The sequence below is a fragment of the Orenia marismortui DSM 5156 genome, assembly GCF_000379025.1.
Classification (GTDB): Bacteria; Bacillota; Halanaerobiia; order Halobacteroidales; family Halobacteroidaceae; genus Orenia; species Orenia marismortui.
Window position 1 is genome coordinate 317,798 of record NZ_KB900623.1, and the last position, 25,788, is coordinate 343,585.

Annotated in this window: 32 protein-coding genes; all 32 read left to right on the plus strand. The window is 30.7% G+C overall.

The window, feature by feature from the left end:
* The 32 genes from fliJ (at position 1) to tsf (ending at position 25,750) form a co-directional block, all read left to right on the plus strand.
* The gene (fliJ, locus tag OREMA_RS0115220; protein ID WP_018250110.1) at positions 1-462 is read left to right on the plus strand and encodes a flagellar export protein FliJ; all 462 of its coding nucleotides are present in this window, start codon (positions 1-3) and stop codon (positions 460-462) included.
* Positions 463-546: 84 nt separating this feature from the next.
* Entirely contained in the window at positions 547-1,092 is a 546-nt protein-coding gene (locus OREMA_RS0115225) for a MotE family protein (protein ID WP_018250111.1), read from the plus strand.
* A 14-nt stretch (positions 1,093-1,106) separates the two neighbouring features.
* Entirely contained in the window at positions 1,107-2,450 is a 1,344-nt protein-coding gene (locus OREMA_RS0115230) for a flagellar hook-length control protein FliK (protein WP_018250112.1), read from the plus strand.
* 15 nt (positions 2,451-2,465) lie between these two features.
* Positions 2,466-2,924 carry a flagellar hook assembly protein FlgD gene (locus tag OREMA_RS0115235; protein WP_018250113.1) on the plus strand — a complete coding sequence of 153 codons (459 nt, stop codon included), beginning with the start codon at positions 2,466-2,468 and terminating at the stop codon, positions 2,922-2,924.
* A gap of 14 nt (positions 2,925-2,938) precedes the next feature.
* The gene (locus tag OREMA_RS0115240) at positions 2,939-3,325 is read left to right on the plus strand and encodes a TIGR02530 family flagellar biosynthesis protein (protein ID WP_018250114.1); all 387 of its coding nucleotides are present in this window, start codon (positions 2,939-2,941) and stop codon (positions 3,323-3,325) included.
* A 129-nt stretch (positions 3,326-3,454) separates the two neighbouring features.
* Positions 3,455-4,777 (plus strand): flagellar hook protein FlgE, encoded by a 1,323-nt coding sequence (locus tag OREMA_RS0115245; protein WP_018250115.1) that lies wholly within the window; start codon positions 3,455-3,457, stop codon positions 4,775-4,777.
* 115 nt (positions 4,778-4,892) lie between these two features.
* Positions 4,893-5,090: a flagellar FlbD family protein gene (locus OREMA_RS0115250; protein WP_018250116.1), complete on the plus strand. Its 198-nt coding sequence runs from the start codon at positions 4,893-4,895 to the stop codon at positions 5,088-5,090.
* A 15-nt stretch (positions 5,091-5,105) separates the two neighbouring features.
* On the plus strand, positions 5,106-5,891 hold the full coding sequence (locus OREMA_RS0115255; RefSeq protein WP_018250117.1) for a motility protein A: 786 nt from the start codon (positions 5,106-5,108) through the stop codon (positions 5,889-5,891).
* On the plus strand, positions 5,891-6,616 hold the full coding sequence (locus OREMA_RS0115260) for an OmpA/MotB family protein (RefSeq protein ID WP_018250118.1): 726 nt from the start codon (positions 5,891-5,893) through the stop codon (positions 6,614-6,616). The genes OREMA_RS0115255 and OREMA_RS0115260 overlap by 1 nt, the downstream gene beginning before the upstream one ends.
* The gene (locus tag OREMA_RS0115265; protein ID WP_018250119.1) at positions 6,609-7,049 is read left to right on the plus strand and encodes a flagellar basal body-associated FliL family protein; all 441 of its coding nucleotides are present in this window, start codon (positions 6,609-6,611) and stop codon (positions 7,047-7,049) included. Before OREMA_RS0115260 ends, OREMA_RS0115265 begins: the two co-directional genes overlap by 8 nt.
* A gap of 122 nt (positions 7,050-7,171) precedes the next feature.
* Complete coding sequence (gene fliM / locus OREMA_RS0115270) at positions 7,172-8,182, plus strand: flagellar motor switch protein FliM (RefSeq protein WP_018250120.1); 1,011 nt, start codon at positions 7,172-7,174, stop codon at positions 8,180-8,182.
* A complete protein-coding gene (fliY, locus tag OREMA_RS0115275; protein ID WP_018250121.1) occupies positions 8,175-9,305 on the plus strand; it encodes a flagellar motor switch phosphatase FliY in 1,131 nt (376 codons plus the stop codon). Before fliM ends, fliY begins: the two co-directional genes overlap by 8 nt.
* Before the next feature lie 17 nt (positions 9,306-9,322).
* Positions 9,323-9,628 carry a FliO/MopB family protein gene (locus tag OREMA_RS0115280; RefSeq protein WP_018250122.1) on the plus strand — a complete coding sequence of 102 codons (306 nt, stop codon included), beginning with the start codon at positions 9,323-9,325 and terminating at the stop codon, positions 9,626-9,628.
* A gap of 4 nt (positions 9,629-9,632) precedes the next feature.
* The gene (fliP, locus tag OREMA_RS0115285) at positions 9,633-10,403 is read left to right on the plus strand and encodes a flagellar type III secretion system pore protein FliP (protein ID WP_018250123.1); all 771 of its coding nucleotides are present in this window, start codon (positions 9,633-9,635) and stop codon (positions 10,401-10,403) included.
* A 13-nt stretch (positions 10,404-10,416) separates the two neighbouring features.
* The gene (gene fliQ, locus OREMA_RS0115290) at positions 10,417-10,686 is read left to right on the plus strand and encodes a flagellar biosynthesis protein FliQ (protein ID WP_018250124.1); all 270 of its coding nucleotides are present in this window, start codon (positions 10,417-10,419) and stop codon (positions 10,684-10,686) included.
* Positions 10,687-10,704: 18 nt separating this feature from the next.
* Positions 10,705-11,487: a flagellar biosynthetic protein FliR gene (fliR, locus tag OREMA_RS0115295; protein WP_018250125.1), complete on the plus strand. Its 783-nt coding sequence runs from the start codon at positions 10,705-10,707 to the stop codon at positions 11,485-11,487.
* A gap of 3 nt (positions 11,488-11,490) precedes the next feature.
* On the plus strand, positions 11,491-12,552 hold the full coding sequence (gene flhB, locus OREMA_RS0115300) for a flagellar biosynthesis protein FlhB (protein ID WP_018250126.1): 1,062 nt from the start codon (positions 11,491-11,493) through the stop codon (positions 12,550-12,552).
* A gap of 2 nt (positions 12,553-12,554) precedes the next feature.
* The gene (gene flhA, locus OREMA_RS0115305; protein ID WP_018250127.1) at positions 12,555-14,627 is read left to right on the plus strand and encodes a flagellar biosynthesis protein FlhA; all 2,073 of its coding nucleotides are present in this window, start codon (positions 12,555-12,557) and stop codon (positions 14,625-14,627) included.
* Complete coding sequence (flhF, locus tag OREMA_RS0115310) at positions 14,628-15,740, plus strand: flagellar biosynthesis protein FlhF (protein ID WP_018250128.1); 1,113 nt, start codon at positions 14,628-14,630, stop codon at positions 15,738-15,740. It begins immediately after the preceding gene.
* On the plus strand, positions 15,737-16,627 hold the full coding sequence (locus tag OREMA_RS0115315) for a MinD/ParA family protein (RefSeq protein ID WP_018250129.1): 891 nt from the start codon (positions 15,737-15,739) through the stop codon (positions 16,625-16,627). The genes flhF and OREMA_RS0115315 overlap by 4 nt, the downstream gene beginning before the upstream one ends.
* A 23-nt stretch (positions 16,628-16,650) precedes the next feature.
* Entirely contained in the window at positions 16,651-17,397 is a 747-nt protein-coding gene (locus tag OREMA_RS0115320; protein ID WP_018250130.1) for a flagellar brake protein, read from the plus strand.
* A 31-nt stretch (positions 17,398-17,428) separates the two neighbouring features.
* Positions 17,429-18,124 (plus strand): flagellar brake protein, encoded by a 696-nt coding sequence (locus OREMA_RS0115325; RefSeq protein ID WP_018250131.1) that lies wholly within the window; start codon positions 17,429-17,431, stop codon positions 18,122-18,124.
* A gap of 34 nt (positions 18,125-18,158) precedes the next feature.
* Positions 18,159-18,794, plus strand: coding sequence for a chemotaxis protein CheC (locus OREMA_RS0115330; RefSeq protein WP_018250132.1), 636 nt, complete (start codon positions 18,159-18,161; stop codon positions 18,792-18,794).
* Positions 18,787-19,275 (plus strand): chemotaxis protein CheD, encoded by a 489-nt coding sequence (locus OREMA_RS0115335; RefSeq protein ID WP_018250133.1) that lies wholly within the window; start codon positions 18,787-18,789, stop codon positions 19,273-19,275. The genes OREMA_RS0115330 and OREMA_RS0115335 overlap by 8 nt, the downstream gene beginning before the upstream one ends.
* 70 nt (positions 19,276-19,345) lie before the next feature.
* Complete coding sequence (locus tag OREMA_RS0115340; protein WP_018250134.1) at positions 19,346-19,735, plus strand: hypothetical protein; 390 nt, start codon at positions 19,346-19,348, stop codon at positions 19,733-19,735.
* Positions 19,736-19,758: 23 nt separating this feature from the next.
* The gene (locus OREMA_RS0115345) at positions 19,759-20,541 is read left to right on the plus strand and encodes a FliA/WhiG family RNA polymerase sigma factor (RefSeq protein WP_018250135.1); all 783 of its coding nucleotides are present in this window, start codon (positions 19,759-19,761) and stop codon (positions 20,539-20,541) included.
* Positions 20,542-20,557: 16 nt separating this feature from the next.
* Positions 20,558-22,369: a DUF342 domain-containing protein gene (locus OREMA_RS0115350; protein WP_018250136.1), complete on the plus strand. Its 1,812-nt coding sequence runs from the start codon at positions 20,558-20,560 to the stop codon at positions 22,367-22,369.
* A gap of 11 nt (positions 22,370-22,380) precedes the next feature.
* Entirely contained in the window at positions 22,381-22,698 is a 318-nt protein-coding gene (locus OREMA_RS0115355) for a hypothetical protein (RefSeq protein WP_018250137.1), read from the plus strand.
* A 15-nt stretch (positions 22,699-22,713) separates the two neighbouring features.
* Positions 22,714-23,229, plus strand: coding sequence for a DUF2802 domain-containing protein (locus OREMA_RS0115360; RefSeq protein ID WP_018250138.1), 516 nt, complete (start codon positions 22,714-22,716; stop codon positions 23,227-23,229).
* Positions 23,229-23,867 (plus strand): hypothetical protein, encoded by a 639-nt coding sequence (locus OREMA_RS0115365; protein WP_018250139.1) that lies wholly within the window; start codon positions 23,229-23,231, stop codon positions 23,865-23,867. The genes OREMA_RS0115360 and OREMA_RS0115365 overlap by 1 nt, the downstream gene beginning before the upstream one ends.
* 181 nt (positions 23,868-24,048) lie before the next feature.
* The gene (rpsB, locus tag OREMA_RS0115370; protein ID WP_018250140.1) at positions 24,049-24,786 is read left to right on the plus strand and encodes a 30S ribosomal protein S2; all 738 of its coding nucleotides are present in this window, start codon (positions 24,049-24,051) and stop codon (positions 24,784-24,786) included.
* Between the two features lie 82 nt (positions 24,787-24,868).
* Positions 24,869-25,750: a translation elongation factor Ts gene (tsf, locus tag OREMA_RS0115375; RefSeq protein WP_018250141.1), complete on the plus strand. Its 882-nt coding sequence runs from the start codon at positions 24,869-24,871 to the stop codon at positions 25,748-25,750.
* Positions 25,751-25,788 lie beyond the last annotated feature (38 nt).

Genomic DNA, 25,788 nt, shown 5'->3' on the forward strand with positions numbered 1-25,788 from the left:
TTGAAAAAATTTAATTTTCGATTACAGTCAGTTTTAGATCTAAAAAAGCAAGAAGAAGAGGCAATACAAAAAGAGTTAGCTAGATTAATACAAGAATATCGAAAAATTGAGAAGAAGATTGATAACTTGAAAGCAGAGAAGAAGAATATTCAACAGAAGTTAGAAAAGGAAGAAGGAATCAAAATAAATCCATCGCAAGCTGTAAGAACAAGAAATTATATTAAATTTTTAAGAGATGAAATTGAAGAGTTAACCTTAAAGCTAAACTATTGGGAAGATGAAATAAAGAAGTGCCGTCAAAACTTAATCTCTAAAACTAAAGAGAAAAAATCTCTAGTTAAACTAAGGGATAGAAAATATGATGAGCATTGGCAAGAAATGTTATCTGAGGAACAGAAGTTAAATGATGAGTTAGCTATTAATAAGTTTAATTATAAAGGTAATAGATCGCAAGGCTTATGAGAGCAATTTTAATATATATATTTATATTGTTGATTAATTTGAATAATAGTTTATTAAATAGTAGTTAAGCAGGAGGAGCTAATAATGAAAAAGAAGATACTCCTAGGACTAGTAGTATTATTAGTATTAGCAGCTTTAAGTTTGTTCTTACTAGATTATTTTAAAGTTTTTACCATCGAGGATATAAAAAAGGCATCATTATCTAAGGTAGAAAGTATTCCAGCTGTAGATAAATATCTAGTCACTAAAAACGAAAATAAAGCATTAGAAGATCAAGTAAAAGAGCTTAAAGGAAATTTAGAAAAGTTGCAACAGCAGAATCAGAAATTATTTGAAGAATTAAAGACTAGAGATAATATTATATCTGAACAAAAAAATAATATTGCTGATTTGAATGCAAATATAAAAAATATTAAAACTGACAAGATCGCTTATGAAGAAAAAACAAAAAAATTAGCAGATGTATATAGTGAAATGGACGCAGAAAAATCTGCTCAAATAATACCTAAGTTAAATGAAAAGTTGGCTATTGATATATTAAATCAGATAGATGAAGAAATAGTAGCAGAAATCTTATCTAGTATGGATAGTGGGATAGCTGCTGATATCTCAACAAGATTATCTTATTGAAAGGAGGTGAAAAGATGACAGCTATGAATGCAGTTATGAATACTAATCTTCAGTCTGCTCCAAAGTCAAATAATAAAAGGATTAAAGAAGAAGAGGGTAATAGTGATTTTGTAACTTCTCTTGAGAAAAAGATTGATCAATCTTCTAAGAATAGTTCTGTAGACCAACAGCAAGAAAAAGCTGATATAGATGTAGATGAGAAAGATATTCAGAAGATAGAGAATTTGTTAAAGGGAGATTTGGAGAAGGTAGATGAAGATGATTTAGAAAATATAGTTTCTATTTTAAATAAGATTATAAAACAATTAGATTTACCAAATGAGTCACTACAAGGTGTAAAAGTAGTAAGTGATGAAGTATCACAAAAATCAAAAGGTCACCTATTACTTCAAAATCCTTTAAAAGAATTAGAGCTTATAAAGGAAAGGTTAACTTCATTATTAAAAAATAGCCAGACTAATGAAGGTAAAATCAATATAGGCAAAAACTTAGAAGGTGAATTATCTACTCTCAAAGAGTTGATTAGTAATTTGAAAGTTAAGGATATTAGTGATAGTACTTCTGAAAAACAAAGATTAATTCATCACAAAGCAATGAATCAATCTAGTATAGCTAAATTAAGTAGATATAATCAAAATAAATTTAGATATAACACTAATGTAAGAAGTGAAGAAGAATCTATACATTTGAATAAAAAAGGAAATGTTGAAGGTAGTAAAATCCTAAATATAGAGACAAATGATAACAGATTATTGTCTGAAGGTTTAGAAGATGTTAAGACTAAGAATGCTGATAATTTAGTAAAAGATATAGATGTGAATATTAATCATAATATTCTAGCTAATGAGTCTGAGGTTTCTAATGGTATCAATAAACTTCAGTCTAACAAAGAGGTCAATTTTAAGAATATAGTTAGTCAGGTTAATGAGAAAATTGATTTGACAACTGTTAATAAAGGTAAAGAAATTACTATTGAGCTAAAGCCAGAATCATTAGGTAGATTACATGTTAAAATTACTCTTGAAGAAGGACATTTATCAACTAAAATTTTAGCTGAAAATGGACAAGTTAAAGAGCTATTAGAGGGTAATATATTCAAGTTGCGCGAGAGTTTAAGTCAGAAGGATTTACAAATTGAGACCCTAGATGTTTCTACAGCTTTTGATGGAGAAGATTTATCTCAAGCCTTTAGTGGAAATGAACACTCTGCATTTAATGAGGAGCAAAGCAAGAATAATAGCGGAAAATTTAATTTGGATGATCTAGATGAATTAGCTTTAACAGTAGAAGACACTATTACTGAAGAAGCTAAAGGTGAAAATAATGGTTTAAATGATAAATTGAATTATATTGTTTAGAAGGAGGGGGATAGATTGAGTACAGTAGAAGGTACATCATATTCAAGTGTTGAAGATATTCGAAATTCTGGAAATGCTACTACAAAAACTAATAAAAATGAGTTGACTACAGATGATTTTTTAAGTTTGTTAGTAACTGAATTACAATATCAAGATCCAACTGAGCCAATGGAAAACAGCCAAATGATGTCACAAATGACAGAATATACTTCTTTGCAGCAATCTGATCAATTGACTAAAACTATAGAAAACTTAAATACTAGCATATCTAGTCTTATAAATTATCAACAGTTTTCACAAGCAGGTCAATTAATAGGTAAAGAGGTTACTGTAGAACAGACAAATTCGGAAAGCGAAGAGGTAGAAACTATAACTGGAAAAATTGAAAAAGTAGATCTGTCTGATGGAAATATTAATGTTGTTATTGACGGTGAATCCTACTCAGTAGCTAATATACAAGAGATTTTGTCATAGAAGGAGGATTATGTATGAATAAAATTTATTCAAATCGCTCCTTACATTTATCACAACAGTCTCATCGAAAATCTGATAATATTGATAAAAATAGTTCAAGTGATAGCTTTAAAGCTTTGCTGAAAAATAAATTGGATGATAATGATGGTTTGAAGTTATCCAAACATGCTGTTAAAAGACTGCGGTCAAGAAAGATAGGGTTTACAAACCGAGATATTGATAAATTAGAAACAGCAATAGATAAGGCAAAGAGCAAGGGTGCTAAGGAGTCTTTAGTTTTAATTGATAACAATGCTTTTATTGTTAGTGTCAAAAATAATACTGTAATAACTGCAATGGATAAGGATAGTATGGAAGAAAATCTATTTACAAATATAGATAGTGCCATTGTGATGAAATAACTGGACCCTAACGGGAGGTTATAATCGCTGATTGATAGAGGCGATAGAAGAATTTAATTTATAATTAAAAGTAAATATAGTTTTTGAATGATTTAAATTATTGCTTTAAAAACAAGGAGGTTTTGATAGATGTTAACTTCATTATATTCTGGAATATCAGGATTAAAAGCTCATACTAAAAAGCTTGATGTTATTGGTAATAATATTGCTAATGTAAATACTACTGGGTTTAAGAGTAGTAGTGTCAATTTTACAACTATGTTAAATCAAACTATCAAAGGGGCTACTTCTGCCCAAGATGGACGTGGAGGTACTAACCCTCAACAGGTAGGATTAGGGGTTACAATAGGTAGTATTGATCAAAATATGAGTGGAGGAAGCTTACAATCTACTGGTGTTACTACAGACTTAGCAATTGAAGGTGATGGGTTCTTCGTCTTAGAGAACGGAGGTAGCAGTTTATATACTAGATCTGGTGCTACTACATTTGATGAAGATGGTAATCTGGTTAATTCTGCCAATGGACTTTATGTACAAGGTTGGATGGCTGGTGCTGACGTAGATGGAGATGGTAAAAAAGATGTCGATACTAATGGTGATTTAGAAGCAATATCATTAACTTCATCGATGCCAGCTAGAGCCAGTGAAAAGATTAATTGTACTGGTAATTTAGATGCTAGTGCAGAAATAGATGATAACCATACTACTTCAATTTCTGTTTATGATTCTCTAGGAACTAAACATACTGTTGAATTAGAGTTTAAAAAAGTTGCTAATAATGATTGGAGTTATACAGTAACTAATGTTGATGGTGCTAATATTGACAGTGGAGATACAGGAACTATTCGTTTTGATACTAATGGAGATGTTCAAGGGATAGATGCTGGTAATACTGGTACCTTTACTAATTTAGATGGTGACGGAAATGGCAATATTACTGATGCAGAATTAAAGGCTGCTTTGCCTAAGTTAGAGGTTAGTCCGACTGGAGGAGCAGCACTTAATCAAACTATTACTCTTGATTTTAGTGAAATAACCCAATATGGTGATGTTGCTATGAGTGCTAAAGCAGAAACTGCAGATGGTTATGCTGCAGGTGAACTAGAAGGTATTACTATTGATAGCGCTGGAGTAATAACTGGTTCTTATAAGAATGGTCAGCTTGAGACTATAGGGCAAATAGCAATGGCCACTTTTAATAACCCTGCTGGTTTAAGCCAAGAGGCAGGTACTATGTATGCAGAATCTAATAACTCAGGTCAGCCTGTAATTAGTACAGCAGGTGTAGGAAATGCTGGAGTTATTAAACCAAGTAACTTAGAAATGTCTAATGTTGATTTGTCTAAAGAACTTACTGAAATGATTACTACTCAACGTGGATTTCAAGCTAACTCAAAGATAATTACAACAGGAGATCAAATATTAGAGCAATTAGTAAATCTTAAAAGATAAATTATTTTCATTTAAATCAATGAGTAAAGGGATTAATCCCTTTACTCCTAAATTGATATAAACTAAGAATTTTATGGTTTATTTGCTGTTTTATATTAGATTAATAAAGGGTGTGGTGATTATTATAGAAGTAACTAGGTTAAATGATTCTAAGTTAGTTATAAATGCAGAGTTAATTGAGACTATAGAATCAACGCCTGATACAGTAATTACATTAACTACTAATCATAGATTGATAGTTAAAGAAGATATTGATGAAGTGGTTGAAAAAGTAATAGCCTACAAAAGAAAGGTTGCTTTTCAGCCAGAATAAAAGTGAGGTGACAGAATGGATTTAGCATCAATTGTTGGATTATTATTGGCAACAGTATTAGTTTTAGCTGGTATGTTTGGCCAAGGGAATATTATGATGTTCATTGATCCTTTCTCTATGTTAATTGTTTTTGGAGGAACGATAGGAGGAGTTATTTTATCTTATTCCTTTAAGCAGCTAAAAAATGCTGTAGCAGCAATGAAAATTGTATTTTCAGATAAGGATAATGAAGCATCAGGTATCATTTCTATTTTGGTAAGTTTTGCAGAGAAAGCTAGAAGAGAAGGGTTATTAGCTCTAGAAGAAGAAGTATATGAGTTAGATGATGATTTTTTGAAGAAAGGGGTTCAATTAATTGTTGATGGTACTGATCCTCAGTTAGTAAAAAGTATTATGGAAACAGAGCTTAATTTTTTAGAAGAAAGACATTCAATTAATAAAGGTGTCTTTGATAAAGGTGCTGAATTATCTCCAGCCTTTGGTATGATAGGTACCTTAATTGGATTGATTGGTATGTTAGCTAACTTAGATGACCCTGGATCATTGGGTGCAGGTATGTCTGTAGCCTTAATTACTACCTTATATGGATCTATGATGGCTAATATGATATTTATTCCTGTTGCCGAAAAATTAAGGATAAAAAGTGAGGAAGAAATTTTATCTAAAGAAGTAATGATTGAAGGTATTTTATCAATTCAAGCTGGGGAGAATCCAAGAATTGTAGAAGAAAAACTTAAAGCTTTCTTATCACCAAGCTCAAGAAGTGGGATTAGCGCTGAAGAAGAGGCTGGTGAATATTAATGGCACGCCAAAAGAAGAGTAAAAATGATGATGGTGGAGGCGCTGGCTGGCTAGCTACCTATGGAGATATGATGACCTTATTACTATGTTTCTTTGTATTATTATATTCTTTTTCTAGTATAGACGCTGAAAAATTTAGAATGATGATGGATGGGCTGCAAGGGAAGTTAGGAGTTTTAACTGGAGGAAAAACTATATCTTCTGCTGAATTAATAGAATCAGGTTTAGACGCTAATAGTCCCAGTTATAGACAGCTTAGTAATATGCAGAACACTATTTCACAATATATTGATAAGCAAGGACTACAAGATGATATTAAGTTGGAAATTACCGATAGAGGTTTAACTATTCGTTTTAGTGGAAAGATATTATTTGATTTGGGTAGGGCAGAGATTAAAAATAATGGTCAAGGAATTTTAGATAATATTGCTGGATTTATCAAAAGTATGCCTAATAGTATAGTAGTAGAAGGTCATACTGATAATTGGCCTATTAGTAATTCACAGTTTCCTTCCAACTGGGAATTGTCTACCACAAGAGCAACTAATGTAATAAGGTACTTTATAGAAGAAGGGAATATTAATCCTGCACGACTATCTGCAGCAGGATATTCCAAATATAAACCGATCAAGTCTAACAATACTAAAGAGAATAGAGCTATTAACCGTCGAGTTGATGTGATAATTTTAAGGATGGACCAGAAGGAGGGAATTATTAATGAGTGATGAGAAGAAAGGTTTGAATTTGATAATAGTAGTTGTTTTAACTGTATTATTAGCTACAGGATCTTCTTATTTTATGTTTACTAAATTAGGAGGAATGAATAATAACAAAGAAGAAGTGAATAAAGCATCTAAAGAATTAGGACCGACTACATCTATAGGTGAATTTTTAGTTAATTTAGCTGATGGTAGAAGATTTATCAAAGTTAATATTACTTTAGAAGTTAGTAATGATGAGGTTGTTAGTGAAATAGGAGAAAGAACACCACAAGTCAGAGATGCTATTATATCTATTTTAAGAAATAAAGATACTAAAAATATTAATTCAAATGATGGAGTTAGAAAGTTAAGAATGGAGATTATGGATCAAATTAATCAGAATTTATTAAAGGGGAAAATAACAAATGTCTTCTTTACTGAATTTGTTGTTCAATAATATACTTATATAAAAAGAATGGACTAATTATAATTTTGATATATTTTATAAAAGTAGAGTTGAATTATTAATTAATAATTAAATTTGCAAATTTAATTATTAATTAAGTAGGGGGAAAAATTATGTCATCAAATAGAGTTTTATCCCAAAATGAAATAGATTCATTATTAGATGCATTATCATCGGGTGAGATGGAAGCAGATGAATTAAAAGATCAAGAAGATGAACTAGTAGAAGCCTATGATTTTAAGCATCCTAACAAATTATCTAAAGACCAATTAAGAACTTTAAGGATGGTTTATGAGGGTTTTGCAAGACTATTAAGTACTAGTATTTCTACTCAATTAAGAACAATGACCAAAGTTGAACTTACATCAATTGATCAATTATCTTATGAGGAATTTATTAGTTCTTTACCTCAACCAACTATTTTATCAGTTTGTGATTTCTATCCTCTACATGGAGAATTTCTTATTGAGATTAACCCTAAAATAGGATATGCTATTATTGAACGTTTTTTTGGTGGAGATGCAGGTGATAGTTCAGGTACACTTAGAGAGTTCACTGATATTGAAGAAGTAGTATTGAAGAAGATTAATAAGACCATTTTGGATAGTTTTAGTGAATCATGGGAAAATGTTGTAGATTTAAGACCGAGAGTGAAAGAATTAGAATCTAATCCACAATTCACCCAGATTGTTCCTAATAATGATATGGTTATATTAGCTACTTTTGAAGCAAACATTGGTAAGGTTGATGGTTTAATCAATATAAGTATTCCTTATATTGTTTTAGAACCGATTGTTTCTAAATTAAGTGCCCAGTATTGGTTCTCTTCAACTAGAAAGGATTCTGCAGCCGAAAGCTTAAGCAAGATCAAGAAAAGACTTGGTAAGGCTAAGTTGCCTGTTGAAGCTGAATTAGGAAAAGCCAATATAAAGATTGCTCAATTGTTACAGTTGACTACTGGTGATGTAATAAAGTTAGATAATAAAGTCAGCGACAACTTATCACTATATATAAATAAAAAAGAGAAATTTTTAGTAAAGCCTGGTAAGTGCGGAAGTAAATTAGCGGTTGAAATTACTTCTGCTATTTCTGAAGATGAGTGGGAGGATGAAGACGATGAATGATGCTTTATCACAAGAAGAAATAAATGCATTACTGAATAGTGATGTTGATGATAATGATGTTGACAAGCAAGATATATTAACTGATTTAGAAAAAGATGCTATTGGAGAAGTTGCTAATATATCAATGGGCTCTGCTGCTACAGCTTTATATGGGTTGTTAAATCAGAAAGTAGAGATTACAACTCCAAGGGTAGAACTAAGTACAGTAGAAGAACTAGTTGATAGCTATAGTAGACCATGTGTAGTGGTTGATGTTCAATATGTTGAAGGATTAAGGGGAAATAACCAGTTAATCCTTGAATCAGGAGATGCAGCTATTATTACAGACTTAATGATGGGAGGAGATGGAACAGAACCGCCTGAAGATTTAACAGAGTTGCATATAAGTGCTGTAGGAGAGGCTATGAACCAAATGATGGGTTCAGCATCCACCTCTATGTCTGATTTTTTTGAGGGAGATAAAGTTAATATTTCTCCTCCTAAAGCAGAATTATTAGAATTAAGTAGTGATATCTTCAATTTAGAAGGTGTTGAAGATGATGATATAGTTGTTAAGATTGTTTTCGATATGCATATTGGAGATTTAATTGATAGCCAAATTATTCAAGTTATGACTGTAGAGTTTGCTAAGAAGCTGGCTGATGCATTAATGGGAGGATTTGACTCTGAAGAAGAAAATATAGATGAGTCTCCAAATAAAGCGGCACAACAACAACCAATGCAACAGCAAGCAATGCAACAGCAACCAATGCAACAACAACCAATGCAACAACAACCAATGCAACAACAACCAATGCAACAACAAAATGTTGAGGTACAGCAAGTAGAGTTTAATCAGTTAGGCAATGCAGCAGCTAATGGTTTAAATAATGATATCAGATTGATCCATGATGTTCCTTTAGAATTGACTGTTAGGTTAGGTAAGACTAGGATGTCAATTAAAGATATCTTAGAGTTAGGACCAGGATCAGTTGTTGAATTAGATAGATTAGCTGGTGAAGCTGTTGATTTGTTAGTTAATGGTAAATTAATAGCTAAAGGAGAAGTAGTTGTTATTGATGAAAACTTTGGCTTTAGGGTTACAGATATTGTTAGTTCTCAAGAAAGGTTGAGTAAACTATAATTGTAAGGATTGATAATATGGATTATACCGCAGATATTTTTAAAGTATTGTTTTCATTAGCAGTTGTTTTAAGTATCTTTTATTTAGTAGCTAAATTATTGAAAAATAAAAGATCTTTATTTAACAATACAAATCAGATTAAAGTTTTAGAAAGATGTTATTTGGATACAAATCATAGCCTTTATTTAGTCAAAGTGATAGAAAAAGTATGGTTGGTATCTGTTACAAAAGAAAATATTGAATTTATAGAAGAGGTTAATTTGAGTGAATTAGAGATTCAGGAGAAGAATATATCCAGTTTCTTTAGGAAGGATAAGGAATGATTTGATGAAATATAAATGGATACAGATAGCAGTACTTTCATTAGTTATATTACTAATGGCACAAAATATTGCTTTGGCTGAAACGAATTTTAACATTCCAAATTTAAAGATACAAATTGGTGATAATGCTAGTAATAATCAACCAGAAGATTTATCTGTTTCATTAAAAATATTATTACTAATAACGGTATTAACTTTAGCACCAGCAATATTAATATTAGTAACTTCTTTTACTAGAATTATTGTTGTTTTATCTCTTCTAAGAAGAGCTTTGGCAACTCAACAAATGCCACCAAATCAAGTTATAATTGGCTTAGCTATCTTTTTAACTATTTATATTATGTCCCCAGTATGGACTGATATTAATCAAAATGCCTTACAACCATATTTGAATGAAGAGATAGATCAAAATACAGCTTTTGAAACAGCTTTAGTTCCAATACGTGATTTTATGTTTGAAAACACACGTGAAAAAGATCTTGCTCTTTTTATAAATATGTCTCAAACGGCTCGGCCTAACAGTAAAGAAGATGTGCCAACGTATATTTTAATACCTTCTTTTGTTATAAGTGAATTAAAGACAGCGTTTCAGATTGGATTTATGATTTATCTACCATTCATAGTAATAGATATGATAGTTGCAAGTACTTTGATGTCTATGGGGATGATGATGTTACCTCCAGTAATGATTTCATTGCCTTTTAAAATATTATTGTTTGTTTTAGTCGATGGCTGGTATTTAGTGATAAAATCCTTAGTAGAGACATTTCATTAAAGGAGGATTATAGATGAATCAAACTCAAGTTCTTGAATTAGGTACTAAAGCATTATTAACAGTAATTAAAGTTGCTGCTCCAATGTTAGGGTTAGGAATGACCGCTGGTTTATTAATCAGTATTTTTCAAGCAACGACTCAAATTCAAGAACAGACTTTGACTTTTATTCCTAAAATTTTAGCAGTATTATTAGCTATTATTTTTTTTGGTCCATGGATGTTAAATGTTTTAGTAGAATTTATGAATGAATTGTTTGTTAATATTCCTAATTATATAGGATAGTAAGAGAGGATAATTTATATGCAAGATGAGCTATTGGTCCAAATATATAATTTCTCTTTAATATTAAGCAGGATTTTAGGCTTTTTATTAATTGCTCCTATTTTTGGTAGCAAATCTTTGCCGAATAGATTCAAGTTAGCATTGGCTTTTTTAATTACTATTCTTTTATTTCCGCTTGTTGCTGACCAGAATATTCAGTTTCCTAATCAATTATTAATAATTTTATTTAGAATTGTCGTAGAATTATTAATCGGATTTATAATTGGTTTTATAATGCTTTTAAATTTTATAGCTATACAATTAGCGGGTCAGTTTATTGATACAAGAATGGGTTTTGCAATGGCAAATGTAATGGATCCTCAAAATGGTATGAAAGCTCCTTTAGTGGGGCAGTTTCAGAATATCTTAGCAACTTTAGTCTTTCTCTCAATTAATGCACATCATCATTTATTAAAAGTATTAAGTGATAGTTTTACTATAGTTGAGATAACTAAATTCCAATCATCTAAAGATTTAATTCCTTCGTTATTTAGAATTATTGGTAACTTATTGCCTTTAGGATTTAAATTGGCATTACCGATTATAGCAATTTTATTCATAGTTGATTTAGCTTTTGGTTTGGTCGCTAGAGTTGTTCCACAGATAAATGTTTTTATGATGGGTTTACCTACTAAGACCTTTGTAGGATTACTCTTTTTAAGTTTAATTATGCCAAGCTATATAAATCATCTTCAGTTGATTTTTTCTGATGCTGTTGAAGACATATATCAGATATTAAAATTAATGATAGAAAGAGGATAAATTATGCCATCAGGAGAGAAGACAGAACAAGCCACCCCCAAGAAGAAAGAAGAAGCAAAAGAAGAGGGACAAGTAGCTAAAAGTAAGGAATTAAATAGTGCTTTTACTTTGCTTTTTAGTTTTTTGCTACTATCTTTTTGGTTTTCTTATATGATACGTGAAATTGTTACTTTTACTGATAAAGTTTTAGTTAATTATTTTAATATGCAATTATCTATTCATAATTTTCACACGTTATTTATTGAGGTTATTCTCTTTGTTTTAAAGTTAATCTCTCCAATTATGCTTACGATAGCCTTTGTTGGGGTAGCTACAAGTTATTCACAAATTGGTTTTCTCTACACTCCTAAGGCTCTAAAACCTAAATTGAGTAAGCTAAATCCATTAAAAGGATTAAAAAATATGTTCTCCAAACGAACTTTGGTTGAATTGCTTAAATCTATTTTAAAAATTATTATTGTGGTTTCAATATCTTATGCTAGTATAAAGAAAGTAGCAGGAAAGTTTACTCTATTAACAACTAGTAGTTTAAGAAATTCAATTAACTTAATAGGGGATACTGCCTATTCTTTAGCTATGAAGATAAGTGCAGTTTTTATTGTATTAGGAATAGTAGATCTGTTTTATCAAAAATGGCAGCATAATGAGGATCTTAAGATGACTAAGCAAGAAGTAAAAGAAGAAAGAAAACAGAGTGAAGGTAGTCCAGAGGTCAAATCTAAACGTAGACAGAAACAACAAGAAATGGCTATGAGTAGAATGATGCAAGATATTCCAGATGCATCGGTTGTTATTACTAACCCTACTCATATTGCTGTAGCAATTAAGTTTAATATGGATGAAATGGAAGTGCCAGTTGTTGTAGCAAAAGGTCAAGATGAGTTAGCTCAAAGAATTAAAGAGGTTGCAAGAGAAAATGATGTTGAGATTGTTGAAGAAAAGCCTTTAGCAAGAGCATTATATAAGGTAGTTGACATAGGAGAAGATATACCCTTTGAATTATATCAAGCGGTAGCTGAAATCTTAGCTTATGTTTATCAAATTGATCAGGAAAGGAGGTTGTAGTAATGGCTACACCTATGGAAAGACTAGAAAGTAATAATTTTTCTCAATATAGTGATGTCTTTTTTGCTTTAGCAGTAATTATGGTAGTGGTAATGTTCATTATCCCTTTACCAACAGTATTATTAGATATTTTGCTAACTTTAAATATAAGTTTAGGATTGACTATTTTACTAGTATCAATGTATCTTGTAAATCCTTTAGAGCTATCTGTATTTCCTTCTTTATTATTAATAGCAACTTTATTTAGATTAGCTTTGAATGTATCTACTACTCGTTTAATATTAGGACAGGCAAATGCAGGAAAAGTTATTGAAGCCTTTGGTGAATTTGTTGTTGGAGGTAACTATGTTGTAGGATTTGTTATATTTGTTATCTTAGTTGCAATCCAATTTATTGTAATTACTAAGGGTTCTGAACGTGTAGCTGAGGTATCAGCCAGATTTACACTTGATGCGATGCCTGGTAAACAGATGAGTATTGATGCTGACTTAAGTTCAGGATTAATGACAGAAGCAGAAGCTAGACAAAGGCGTGAAGAGATACGCCAAGAAGCTGATTTTTATGGGGCTATGGATGGTGCCAGTAAATTTGTAAAAGGTGATGCTATTGCTGGTATAATCATCACCCTAATAAATGTATTAGGTGGATTAATTATTGGAGTTATTCAAATGGGAATGCCAATCACTGATGCTTTACAAACATATACTTTATTAACTGTTGGAGATGGATTAGTAAGCCAAGTGCCTGCTTTACTTATCTCGACTGCAACAGGTATTGTTGTTACTCGGGCAGCTTCTGAAGGTAATTTAGGACAAGACTTTAGTAAGCAGTTATTGGCTCAACCTAAGACATTAATGATGGTATCTAGTGTGATTTTTCTATTAGGTGTATTAACTCCATTACCAACTTTTCCTTTTGTATTATTAGCTATTGTTATTGGAATTACAGGTTATACTTTATACCAATCTAGCAAAGGACAAGAGGAGTTGGCTAATGATGAAGAGGAAGAGGAAATAGAAGAGTATAGAGAACCAGATAATCTTTCTCAGTTATTACAGGTTGATCCTATGGAATTAGAAGTAGGATATAACCTAATTCCTTTGGTAGTTCCTGAGCAAGGTGGAGATCTATTAGATAGAGTTTCTATGATTAGGCGGCAATGTGCCTTAGAGTTAGGTATGATTATACCACCAATTCGAATTAGAGATAATATGCAGTTAGAACCAAATCATTATCGAGTAAATCTTAGAGGAATTGAGATTGCTCAACATGAGATTGAAGTTGATAATTACCTTGCTATGGATTCAGGAATGGTCACTGAAGAGGTAGAAGGTAAAGAAACTACAGAGCCAGCTTTTGGTTTGCCTGCATTATGGATTGGTGAAAGCCAGAAAGAAAGAGCAGAAATGCTTGGTTATACAGTAGTGGATCCACCTTCTGTAATGGCAACTCACTTAACTGAATTGGTTAAATCTCATGCCTATGAGTTATTAGGTCGACAAGAAGTTAAGGAATTAATTGATAATATAAAAGAAGATTATTCGGCTGTTATTGATGAGTTAATTCCAGACTTATTATCTATTGGACAGGTGCAGAAAGTTTTACAAAATCTTTTAAAAGAAGGTATTTCTATTCGAGATTTAGTTTCTATTTTGGAGGTATTAGCTGATCAAGCTAAGAATACTCAAGATACAGGTATTTTAACTGAATATGTAAGACAAGAGGCTTTATCACGACAGATTTCTAAGAAAGTAAAAGATGATAATAACAATGTATATGTTATTACTCTAGCACAAGAATTAGAGGAAAAAATTTCAAATTCTATTCAACATACAGAACAAGGTTCTTATATTACATTAAATCCTAATATAGCACAACAGATATTTAATAGTTTATCCCAACAGATTGCTCAAGTTAGTAATCAAGGTTTAGATCCAATTGTTCTTACGTCACCTATAGTAAGATATCATTTCAAACAATTAACAGAACAATCAGTACCTAATTTAACTGTATTATCTTTTAATGAATTAGAATCTTACTTGAATGTTCAAACAGTAGGGATGGTGAAATTATAGATGAAAATCAAGAAATATCAGGCTGAGAATATGCAAGAGGCTATATTAAAAGTTAAATCTGATTTAGGTTCAGATGCTATAATTTTGCATAGTCGCAAATTTAAAAAAGGTGGTTTTTTTGGTTTCTTTGCTAAGAAAATGGTTGAAGTTGTAGCTACTGTTGAAGCTAAGAGTAATAAAACAACTAAAAAAAATAAAAAAGTAGAAAAATTAAATGAAACGAATACTTACTTAAAAGAAGAACTAAACCAGATGAAGAAGATGATGAATAATCTTCTTGGGGAGGTTAAATTCAGTAATAAAAAACATTTTAATTCCTCAATAAGTCCCCAACTAGAACAGTTAGTTGAAGGTCTAAGTAAACTAGGTTTTAGTCATAAAACTGCTATTAATTTAGCTAACAAAGTTGCTAAAAATGTAGATATAAATAATTTAGAGGAAGAGAAATTAAAAGAATCTTTAAGAGAGGAGTTTAAGACTCTTATTGATTCCATAGTTCCTATAAAATTAGAAGAAGCTAAGACTAAAGTAGTAGCCTTAGTTGGTCCAACAGGAGTTGGAAAGACCACTACTTTAGCTAAGTTAGCTGCTAATTTTTCATTATTTGAGAATAAAAAGGTAGGCCTAGTTACAGCAGATACTTATAGGATTGCAGCTGTTGATCAATTGAAGACTTATAGCGAAATTCTAAATTTGCCTTTAGAAGTAGTTTTTACACCTCAAGAATTAGTAGCTGCAATTGAGGGCTATGCAGATTATGATTTAGTTTTAGTTGATACTGCAGGAAGAAGTCAAAATAACCAAATTCATATCTCAGAGCTAAAGGGTTTTATAAAAAATGCACCAATTGATGAGATATGTCTTGTATTGAGTGCTACAACTAAGCTTACTGACTTGATTAAGATTATAGATATTTACAATGAAGTTGATTTAGATAAATTAATTATTACTAAAGTGGATGAGACCAATTCTTTAGCTACTTTATTAGAAGCAACCTCGAAAGTTAAAAAACCTTTATCATATATAACTATAGGACAAGATGTACCAGAAGATATTAAATTAGCTGAAATAGAAGAGCTAGTTGATGATATAGTAGAGGAGTTAGAATTATGAAAGATCAAGCATCTAAACTGAGAAGTTTAGTACAGAATGTAAAAAAAGGTAATGATCAATCGCTAGTAGAAAAAAGTAAAGAGAATGATAAAGGTGCTTATATTTATACTATTACAAGTGGTAAGGGTGGAGTAGGAAAATCAAATTTTACAGCTAACTTATCCTTAGCTTTAAAAAAACAAGGAAAAGAGGTTGTTATCTTTGATGCAGATTTAGGAATGGCGAATTTAGATGTTATTTTAGGAGTAACTCCAAGATATAATCTAGAACATGTTATTCAAGGAAGAAAAAGTATAGAAGAGATAATGGTTCAGGGTCCAGAAGGATTATCATTAATTCCAGGGGGATCAGGGATACAGGAATTAGCTAACTTATCTCAGTATCAAATTAACAATTTGATCAATGCTTTTATAAAGATTGGAGAGAAATTTGATATTATTTTAATAGATACTGGGGCAGGATTAGCCCATAATGTTGTTAATTTTATTTTGGGTGCAGATGAAGTTATTGTAATTTCAACTCCTGAACCAACTTCTATAACTGATGCTTATGGAGTTATTAAAGTTATTTCTAATCAAGATAAGAATGTAAAGGTGAAATTAGTAGTTAATCAATCTGAGAATGAAAGAGAAGGAGAAAGAATAGCTAAGCGTTTAATTAAGACAGCTAATAATTTTTTAAATTTAGATATAGAACTACTAGGAGTTTTACCTAAAGATAATGCAGTAGTAAAATCAGTAATGGCTAGAAGCCCTTTTCTATTAGAATTTCCTAGATCTAAAATAGCTAGAAGTATTAATAATACTGCATCTAAGCTAATAGATACTAAAGTTGCTAAGAAATCTCAAGGGATTCGAGGGTTATTTAATAAATTATTAGGTTTTTAAGAGTTTCAGGAGGTGTTTTTAGAGTGTCGGATAGAAATGCAAGACCTCTGAATAGATTTGATCTAAGCAGAAGGCTAAATATTAATCAGAATATAGAATTATCTATTAATTACGGTAAATATGAAGGGGAATATTATTCTCAAATAGCAGATATAATTGATGAAAAGCATTTTGTTATAAACACACCGTTTTCAGAAGGGAAAGTTGTTAATATTTCTCGGGGAATGAAATTTAAAGTTTTTACTAGAGAAAAAAATGGACTTTATGAGTTACCAGTAAGGTTGGTTAAGAGAAAGGTAGAAACTACTCCTTTATTGGTTTTAGAGCTAATTGGTATAGTAAAAAAGATACAAGAAAGAGAATTTTTTAGGCTAGAGATCTATCAAGAAACCAAATTTACTTTAATTGCAGAAAATAATATGCTAAATAGAGAAGTTGATATTGAGGAATTAATGGACAATTATAATTCTAATAAAAAGAATATAGATACTGCAATAATACAGGATATTAGTGCTAGCGGCTTAAAGATGGTTACTAAAAAGGATGATTTATCTGAAAATCAAATTATAGAAATAGATTTTGATTTTGCTAATTTACCCTTTGAAAGCATCTTTGCTAGAATTGTTAGGGTAACTAAGGAAGTAAAATCTGAAATTAAGAGATATAGTGTAGGTGTAGAATTCATCTATCAAAATAAAGGAGATAGAGATAAATTAATGCAGTGGTTATTTTCTAAGCAGAGAGAGTTAAGAAGAAAAGGTCTTATTTAATAAAATATTAATCTAAATAGGGGGTTATTATATGAGAAAATCTAGATTGAATATTAATCAAGAGGTTAGTATAGAAATAACAGAAGGTTCTCATAAAGGAAGTTATAAATCTAAAGTTTTAGATTTTGATAAAAAATTTATAGAACTAGAATTACCTTTTGATGAAGATAATAATCCTCTACCACTAAAAAAGAAGACAGGTTTAGTTGTTTTTTTTAATACTTCTACTGCATTATATAAGTTTGAATCTACTGTAAAAAAGAGAAAGAAAAAGCCTGTTTATTCTTTAGTAATTTATAACACTAATAAATTCCAAAGAATTCAAAGAAGATGTTTTGTTAGGATACCTATTCAAGAAGAGATTGGATATCGAGTTGTATCTTATCAGAACATAGAAAAAAAGGTTGATTTAGTAACAGATGATAAAGAATTCAAAAGAGCTAACACCATGGACATAAGTGGTGGAGGCTTGATGCTTGCTTTGAAAGATTTGGGTGAGATTACTAAAGGACGGATGTTAGAAATAAATTTAAATTTTATAAATTTGCCTATTAATATACTTAATGGAGAGGTTGTAAGAGTTCAAAGAAAAGAGATATTTAATGAGAACTCAAGCACTTATTTACTAGGGGTTAAATTTGTAAATATCCCAAAAGATGTCAGAGAAGAAATAATTGAATGGGTATTCTCTAAACAGAGGGAATTAAGGAAAAAAGGTTTAATATAATTTTTGTAGAAAAGTAATATAAGAGGTGAAATAAATGAGTAATTTAGATGATAAACTATCTAAATTGGGACCTATACAATTAGATGCTTTAAGAGAAGTAGCTAGTATAGGTGCAGGAAATGCTGCTACTTCTCTTTCGGAAATGTTAAATAATAAGATAGATATGAAAGTTCCTAAAGTAAGTATTTTGCCTGTTGATCAGGTTCCTGAAATGATGGGAGGAGTAGAAAATTTAATAACTGCTGTATTAGTTAGAATAAAGGGTGATATTAATGGTGGAGTATTGTTTACTTTAGATACTTCAAGTGCTAATACATTACTTTCTTTACTTATTGGGGAAAAGGTTAATATAGAAGATAGTATAGGAGAAATTGAAGATTCAGCTCTTAAAGAAATAGCCAATATTTTAACTGGGTCAAATTTAAATGCATTTTCTCAGATGCTTGATATTCAGATTAAGCCAGAGGTACCATCTTTAGCTTATGATATGGCTGGAGCAATTTTAGAAGTAGCATTTATAGAGTTAGGTCAAATAGGAGATTATTCTTTGGTTATTGAGACTGAAGTTTCAGGTAGTATAGCTGAAGAAATTAAAGGGCATTTTTTCTTGATTCCAGACCCTGATTCTTTAGATGTGATATTAACTAAGTTGGGTGTTTTAGTTGACTAAAAATAAGATTCGAGTAAGAATGGCTGATTTAAAGGTTGGTAATAAAGATGATATTATTATTACATCTGGTTTAGGATCTTGTGTAGGTTTAACTTTATATGATAATAAATCCCAAATAGGTGGAATGGCACATATTATGCTACCTGAATGTCCTAGTAATAGAAAGCAGGGTAAGCCTGAAAAGTATGCAGATACAGCTATAGAGATATTGATTGATAAATTACAGAAAAAAGGAGCTAATACTAGGGGTTTAGAAGCAAAAATGGCTGGTGGAGCTCAAATGTTTAATTTCTCCAATTCTAACGATCGAATAAGAATTGGAGATCGTAATATTGAAGCAGTAGAAAAAATTTTAAGAAGTAAAAATATTCCCATAATAGGAGCAGAGGTTAGAGAAAATTATGGGAGGACAATGGAATTATATAATGATACTGGAAAAGTAATTATTAAGACAGTAAAGCATGACAATATTGTGTTATAAGGTGATTTTTTAATATTAAAACTGATACTTTATTATAGGGAAATAAAAATATAAAGGGGGAATATAAATCATGAGTTCCCTTTCACAGAAACTGATGTTATTATTTTTATTTGTAGCTATGGTTATAGTTTTATTGGTATCTATAGTTATTAATTTAGATTGGTTGACAACATTAAAGAGATTAGCGATTGGTGGATTTTTATTTAGTATAATTGGTGGAATGATAGGACAATTACTATCTAATAATTTAGATATTAATGGGGATTTAAGTGGAAATATCATAAATGAAGAGGTAGTGTCTAATAAGAAAACAAATATCAGTGATGATTTATCTCAAGACAATGGAGAAGATATGGTGCCCTTAGAATTTCAAAAGTTAAATGAAGAGGAAGAAACAATGAATATAATTAATGAAGATACAGATAAAATTGCAGAAGTTATTCAAGGTATGAGTAAGTAATGAGTATTAGGAGGCATCCTTAAATGGTAGAATTAGATAGTGCAACTGAAAAATTATTATGGGATAAATATAAGTCTGATAATTGCCAACAAGCCAAAGAAGAATTAATTTTAAATTATATACCTTTAGTTAAATATGTTGTTAGTAAAATTATTGTGAAAATTCCTGATAAATTTACTTTTGATGATTTACTAAGTTATGGTTTATTGGGTTTGATGGATGCTATGGAAAGATTTGATATAAAACGTGGAATCAAATTTTCTACTTATGCTGTTCCTAGAGTAAAGGGAGCAATATATGATGAAATTAGAAAATTAGATTGGGTTCCACAATCAGTTAGAAGAAAGTCTAAAAATCTTACTGCTGCGTATAGTTCTTTGAGAAAAAAGTTAGGAAGAAATCCAACAGATGAAGAGGTACAGAAAGAGTTAGGGCTATCTCAAAAAGAATTTTATAAGTTATTAACTGAGGTTAATATTCCTGAGAATGTATCATTAGAGTCATTATTTACTCCTAGAGAGGGAGATAAAATCGAATTAAAAGATTTAATTAGTGACTCAGAAGATAAAGAACCTGATAATTTATTCTTTTATGATGAAATAAAAGATATATTAGCAAAAACAATAGATAAATTACCAGAAAAGGAAAGGTTAGTTGTTGCTCTTTATTATTATGATGATCTAACTTTAACTGAGATTGGAGAAGTAATGGAACTTACAACTGCTCGAATTTCTCAATTGCATACAAAGGCTATTTTTAGATTAAGGGGACATTTAAGTAGAAAGAAGGATGTATTAATCAGTTAGAGGGGAGGGAAGTATTATGTCAGAAGTAAAAAAGATTAGAGTTGAAGCTAAAAATAAAGAAGAAGCGTTAGAAAAGGCTTATAATAGTTTTAATGAAGAGGTGGAAAGGGATTTTAAGTTAGAAGATATTTCTTTAAATCTATTAGAAGAACATAAAAAAGTATTTGGATTATTTGGTAATAAATTAATTTATGAAGCTATTTTAGAGTTAGAAGATGAAATAGAAAGTAAAGATGGGGATTTTGAAGTTGTAGTATGTGATGAAGGTATTTTTGTTGAAGTATATCAACCTGAAGGTAATGGCAGAGAAGTTAGAATGGATATGATTGAAGAAGTAATAGAAGAGAAGAAGATAGTTGAAGTAGATTATGGAGCTATTAGTGAAGCATTAACTTTAGATGGAGAAAGGGTCAAAATAGCAGAAAGAGATCATGATTTAGATCTTGATGCTGAGGTAAAAGTTGATATCAGTGATGATAAAATGGAAGCATATATCAGTTATACTCCACCTTTAGGTGGTAAAAAGTTAGATTTAAATCAGATGATAAAAAGATTGAATGATGAAGGTGTTGTTTTTGGAATAAAAGAGGAAGAGTTTGCTGCCAATTTTAACCCAAATGAATTAATAGAGCGTTTTTTAATAGCGACCGGTCAAGAACCAACCCCTGGTAAAGATGGGCAGATAAATTTAAATTTTGATCTTAATAGAGAAAATAAGAAAGTTAATTTGAGAGAGGATGGTAGTGTTGATTTTCGTAATCTAGACAGGATAATAAATGTAGAAGCGGGAGATTTGCTAGCTACCAGAGAATTAGCTGTAGAAGGTAAGTCAGGAAAGAACGTAAAAGGTGAAACTGTTCCTCCTGAGCCTGTACAAGATGTAAAGATATCTGCAGGGGAGAATGTTAAATTAAGTGAAGATGGGATGTCTGCAATTGCTGAGATTGAAGGACAAGTTGTTTATGCTAAAGATACTATTAATGTATTGGATGTATATACAGTTAAAGGTGATGTTGATTTAACAACTGGAAATATAGATTTTAATGGTAGTGTAGTTGTAAATCAAAATGTAACTGAAGGTATGCAGATTAAAGCTCAGGGAAATGTTTTAATTAAGGGAAGTGTCTATGGCGGAATCATAGAGGCAGAAGGTCAGGTAGTTATTAAAAAGGGCTTTGTTGGTGCAATTAAAGGAGAAATTAGGGCTAAGGGAGATGTTGAAATTAAGTTTGTTGAAAATGCCTCGATTTTTACTGAGGGAAGTTTAATTGTGGAAGACGCAATTATGCATAGTAATATAGATGTTGGAGAAAAGGTAATAGTAAAAAAGAAGAAAGGTTTAATAGTTGGAGGTAAGGTTAGAGCTGCTAAGGAGATAGATGCTAAGATTATCGGTTCTAACTTAGCTACACCAACAGAAATTTTTGTAGGTGTAACACCTGAATTAAGAGATGAATTTACAACAAAAGATGCCCTGTTTAAAGATAAACAAGATAAATTAGACCAAATTATTAAGAATATAAAGCTGCTTAAAAAACAGAGAGAAGAAAACGCTGGGAAGTTGTCCCCTAAAAAACAGGATTTATTAAATCAATTAACTAGAGCAAGATTTTCGATTGCTTCTGAAATCGAAAAAATCAAAGCAGAGCGTAATGATTTAGCTGATAAATTAAAAGAAAGTAAGGAAGGGAAAGTTAAAGCTAGTGATACATTATATTCTGGTGTTTTATTAACTATGGGAACATCTATGAAAAAAATTGACGAGTCTAAAGAAAGAGTTCAATACTATATTGATAATGGTGAGGTTAAATCAAAACCTTATTCATAGGAGGTGGAAATATGGTAGAACCTATTAACCCTAAGACCATACTTCCTCGTTCTTTACAGGTTAGCAAACTAGAACAAAATAGGAAAATGAAGCCTAATGTCAATTATAATCAATTATCCCAGGACTTACAAGAGAAGAGTGTGAAGAAAAGGGAAAGAGTTAAAAAATCTGAAGAGACAGAGTATAAGAAAATTAAGGATGAAGAAAAGAGTAAGCAACAGAAAAGACATAATAATAAAAGAAATGAAGATGAAGAAACAGATGATAATCAGGCAAAAAAAGATAAGAATTTAGTTAGTAGAGGTCGACATATTGATATCAAGGTATAATTGGAGGTAATAAATTTGGAATATATATTGTTTGTTGCCGGAATAGTAATAATTTTTATTTCTTTATTTTTAACTCATAGAGCTCAATCTGATAATGATCAGTATTTTTTAGAGAATGAAATGATTTCAAAAGTTAGAATTTTAAAGAAAGATTTAGAAAGTAAGTTAGAGAATATATCCAAAAATAAGAATGATTTTAACCATATATTAAATAATGAATTAAATAATAATGTTCAAAAAAAAGAATTAGCTATATTAAATGAAAAGCTTGAAGAATTAATTTTTAAAGTAGAAGAATTTGAATTTAAATTAGAGGGTATATCTGAAAGACTAAATCATAGTAATAATCTATCTAAATTGGATAACATAGAAAAAACACCATTAAACAACGCTGATAAAAATAATGAATATCAAGAAATAAAAAAGTTAATAGATCAAGGTTTAAGTATAGTAGAGGTAGCTCAAAAATTAGATATGGGAAGCCGTGAAGTGGAGTTAATATATAAATTTAATAGTCGGAGGGAAATTTAATGTTACGTCATACTCTATTAGGAATAGGTATTACATTAATATTAGTCTCGCTACTGTTGATTGGTTTTAATATTAACTTTGAAAAAAATACTACTATACCAAAAGAAAAGATTATAAAAGAAGCAAAAAAGTTAGGTATGAGTTTTCCTGGAGAAGAATATGGTAATGAAATCAGCCTGGAAAAGGATTTTAATTTAGAAAAAGCACTATTGCAATTAGAGATAGATAATCCTTTAGAGCAAGAAGGTAATCAAAGTGACAATTCAAATCACAATCAGCAGAAAATTAAAGACAATAGACAAGAGGATATAGTTAATAAAGATTTAACAGAAACTAAGGAAAGAGAAGCAGATAAAAAAGATTTAAATCAAAAATTAAAAGAGCAGCTAAAAACAGAACTTAAAAAAGAGATAATAGAAGAATTAGAGCATCAAAAAGTATTATTAAAGATACCTCAAGGGATATCTAGTAGGGATGTTGCAACTTTATTAGAGCATAAAGGACTCATTCAAGATAAAAAGAAGTTTATACTATTACTAGAAAAGTTAGAGCTTGAAACCAAAATAAAAGCGGGTACCTATTCAATTAAATTACCAATAGAAACCAAGGAATTACTATTAATGTTAACATCTAAATAATTAAAAATAAATTAAATAATTTTATTGATATTATTTTTAACATGTGGTATACTATCTAATGGTGTAAGAGAGAAAATCACAACACAACACACACTTTTGGACTTTAATAAAGGTGCCCTTTGGGTCTTATTAAAGGCTGAAGAAAGTGGAGGATTAAAAACCGAGAGGAGGTGCTACATTAATGGGTGTAGTTACTATGAAGCAATTACTAGAATCTGGAGTTCATTTTGGACATCAAACTAAAAGATGGAATCCAAAAATGAAGCCGTATATTTTTACGGAAAGAAATGGGATCTACATAGTGGATCTACAACAAACAGTTAAGTTGGCAGAAAAAGCTTATAACTATGTTCGTGAAATGGCTGCTGAAGGTAAAAATGTTCTATTTGTAGGAACTAAAAAGCAAGCTAAAGAAACAATTAAGCAGGAAGCTGAAAGATGTGGAATGCCTTATGTTAATGAACGTTGGTTAGGTGGTATGTTAACTAACTATAAAACTATTCGTAAACGTATTAATCGTTTAGAAGAGTTGGAAAAGATGGAAGAGGAAGGTATCTTCGAAGTACTACCTAAGAAAGAAGTAATGCAATTAGAAAAAGAAAGAAATAAATTAGAACGTTTCTTAGGTGGAATTAGAGATATGAATGGTCTTCCAGATGTTCTTTTTGTTGTTGACCCTCGTAGAGAGGAAATTGCAGTAGCTGAAGCTAAGAAATTAGGTATCCCAGTGGTAGCTATTGTAGATACTAACTGTGATCCTGATGACATTGATTATTTAATTCCAGGTAATGATGATGCTATTAGAGCGGTTAAATTATTAACTGGTGTTATCGCTGATGCAGTGGTAGAAGCTAATGAAGGTGAGCAAGTTCAAGCTGAAGAAGCAGAAGCTGCAGAAGTACAAAATAAAGATCAATAATAAAAATAACAAAGGGCGTGTAGTAAGGATGTTAATCGTCCTTATGAAGCGCCTTTTTTAAATACTGGAGGAGGTTTTAATAATGTCAATTACTACAGCGGATATAAAAGAATTAAGAGGATTAACAAATGCTGGTATTTTAGATTGCAAAAAAGCTTTACAAGAAAATGATGGTGATATGGATAAAGCAGTTGAATATTTAAGAGAAAAGGGTATTGCTTCTGCTGAGAAAAAAGCTGGTAGAACTGCTGCTGAAGGGTTAGTAGCTTTTGAAAGTAAAGCTAATATAGCAGTAATCGCAGAAGTTAACTGTGAAACTGATTTTGTTGCAAAAAATGATAATTTTAAAACTGTTGTGAATGAAATTTTATCTCATCTTTTGACTCAAAAGCCTGCAAGTGTAGATGAAGCACTTAAGCAAGAATTGAATGGTGAAGGTAAAGCTCTTCAAGAGTACTTAAAAGAATCAATTGCTAAAATTGGTGAAAATATTTCTCTAAGACGTTTTGAGATTCTTGAAAAATCTGATGATGAAATCTTTGGTACATATCTACATATGGGTGGGAATATTGGTGTCTTGACTCATATTGAAGGTGGAAATGAGGATGTAGCTAGAGATGTAGCTATGCATGTTGCTGCTTCTAATCCAAGTTATCTATCTAAAGGAGATGTTCCTGCTGAAGATCTTGAAAAAGAAAGAGAAATTCTTACAAAACAAGCACTTGAAGAAGGTAAGCCAGAGCATATTGTAGAGAAAATGGTTGAAGGAAGATTAGGGAAATTCTATACTTTAAATTGCTTACTAGAACAAGAGTTTGTGAAAGATACTGATATTACTGTTCAAGAACTACTTAATAACAATGATGCTAAAATTAATGAATTTGTTCGTTATGAAGTAGGAGAAGGTATTGAAGTTGAAGAAGAGGACTTTGCTGCAGAAGTAATGAGTGAAGTTAATAAGTAAAGATGAAGCTAAAAGAGAACACTTTAGTGTTCTCTTTT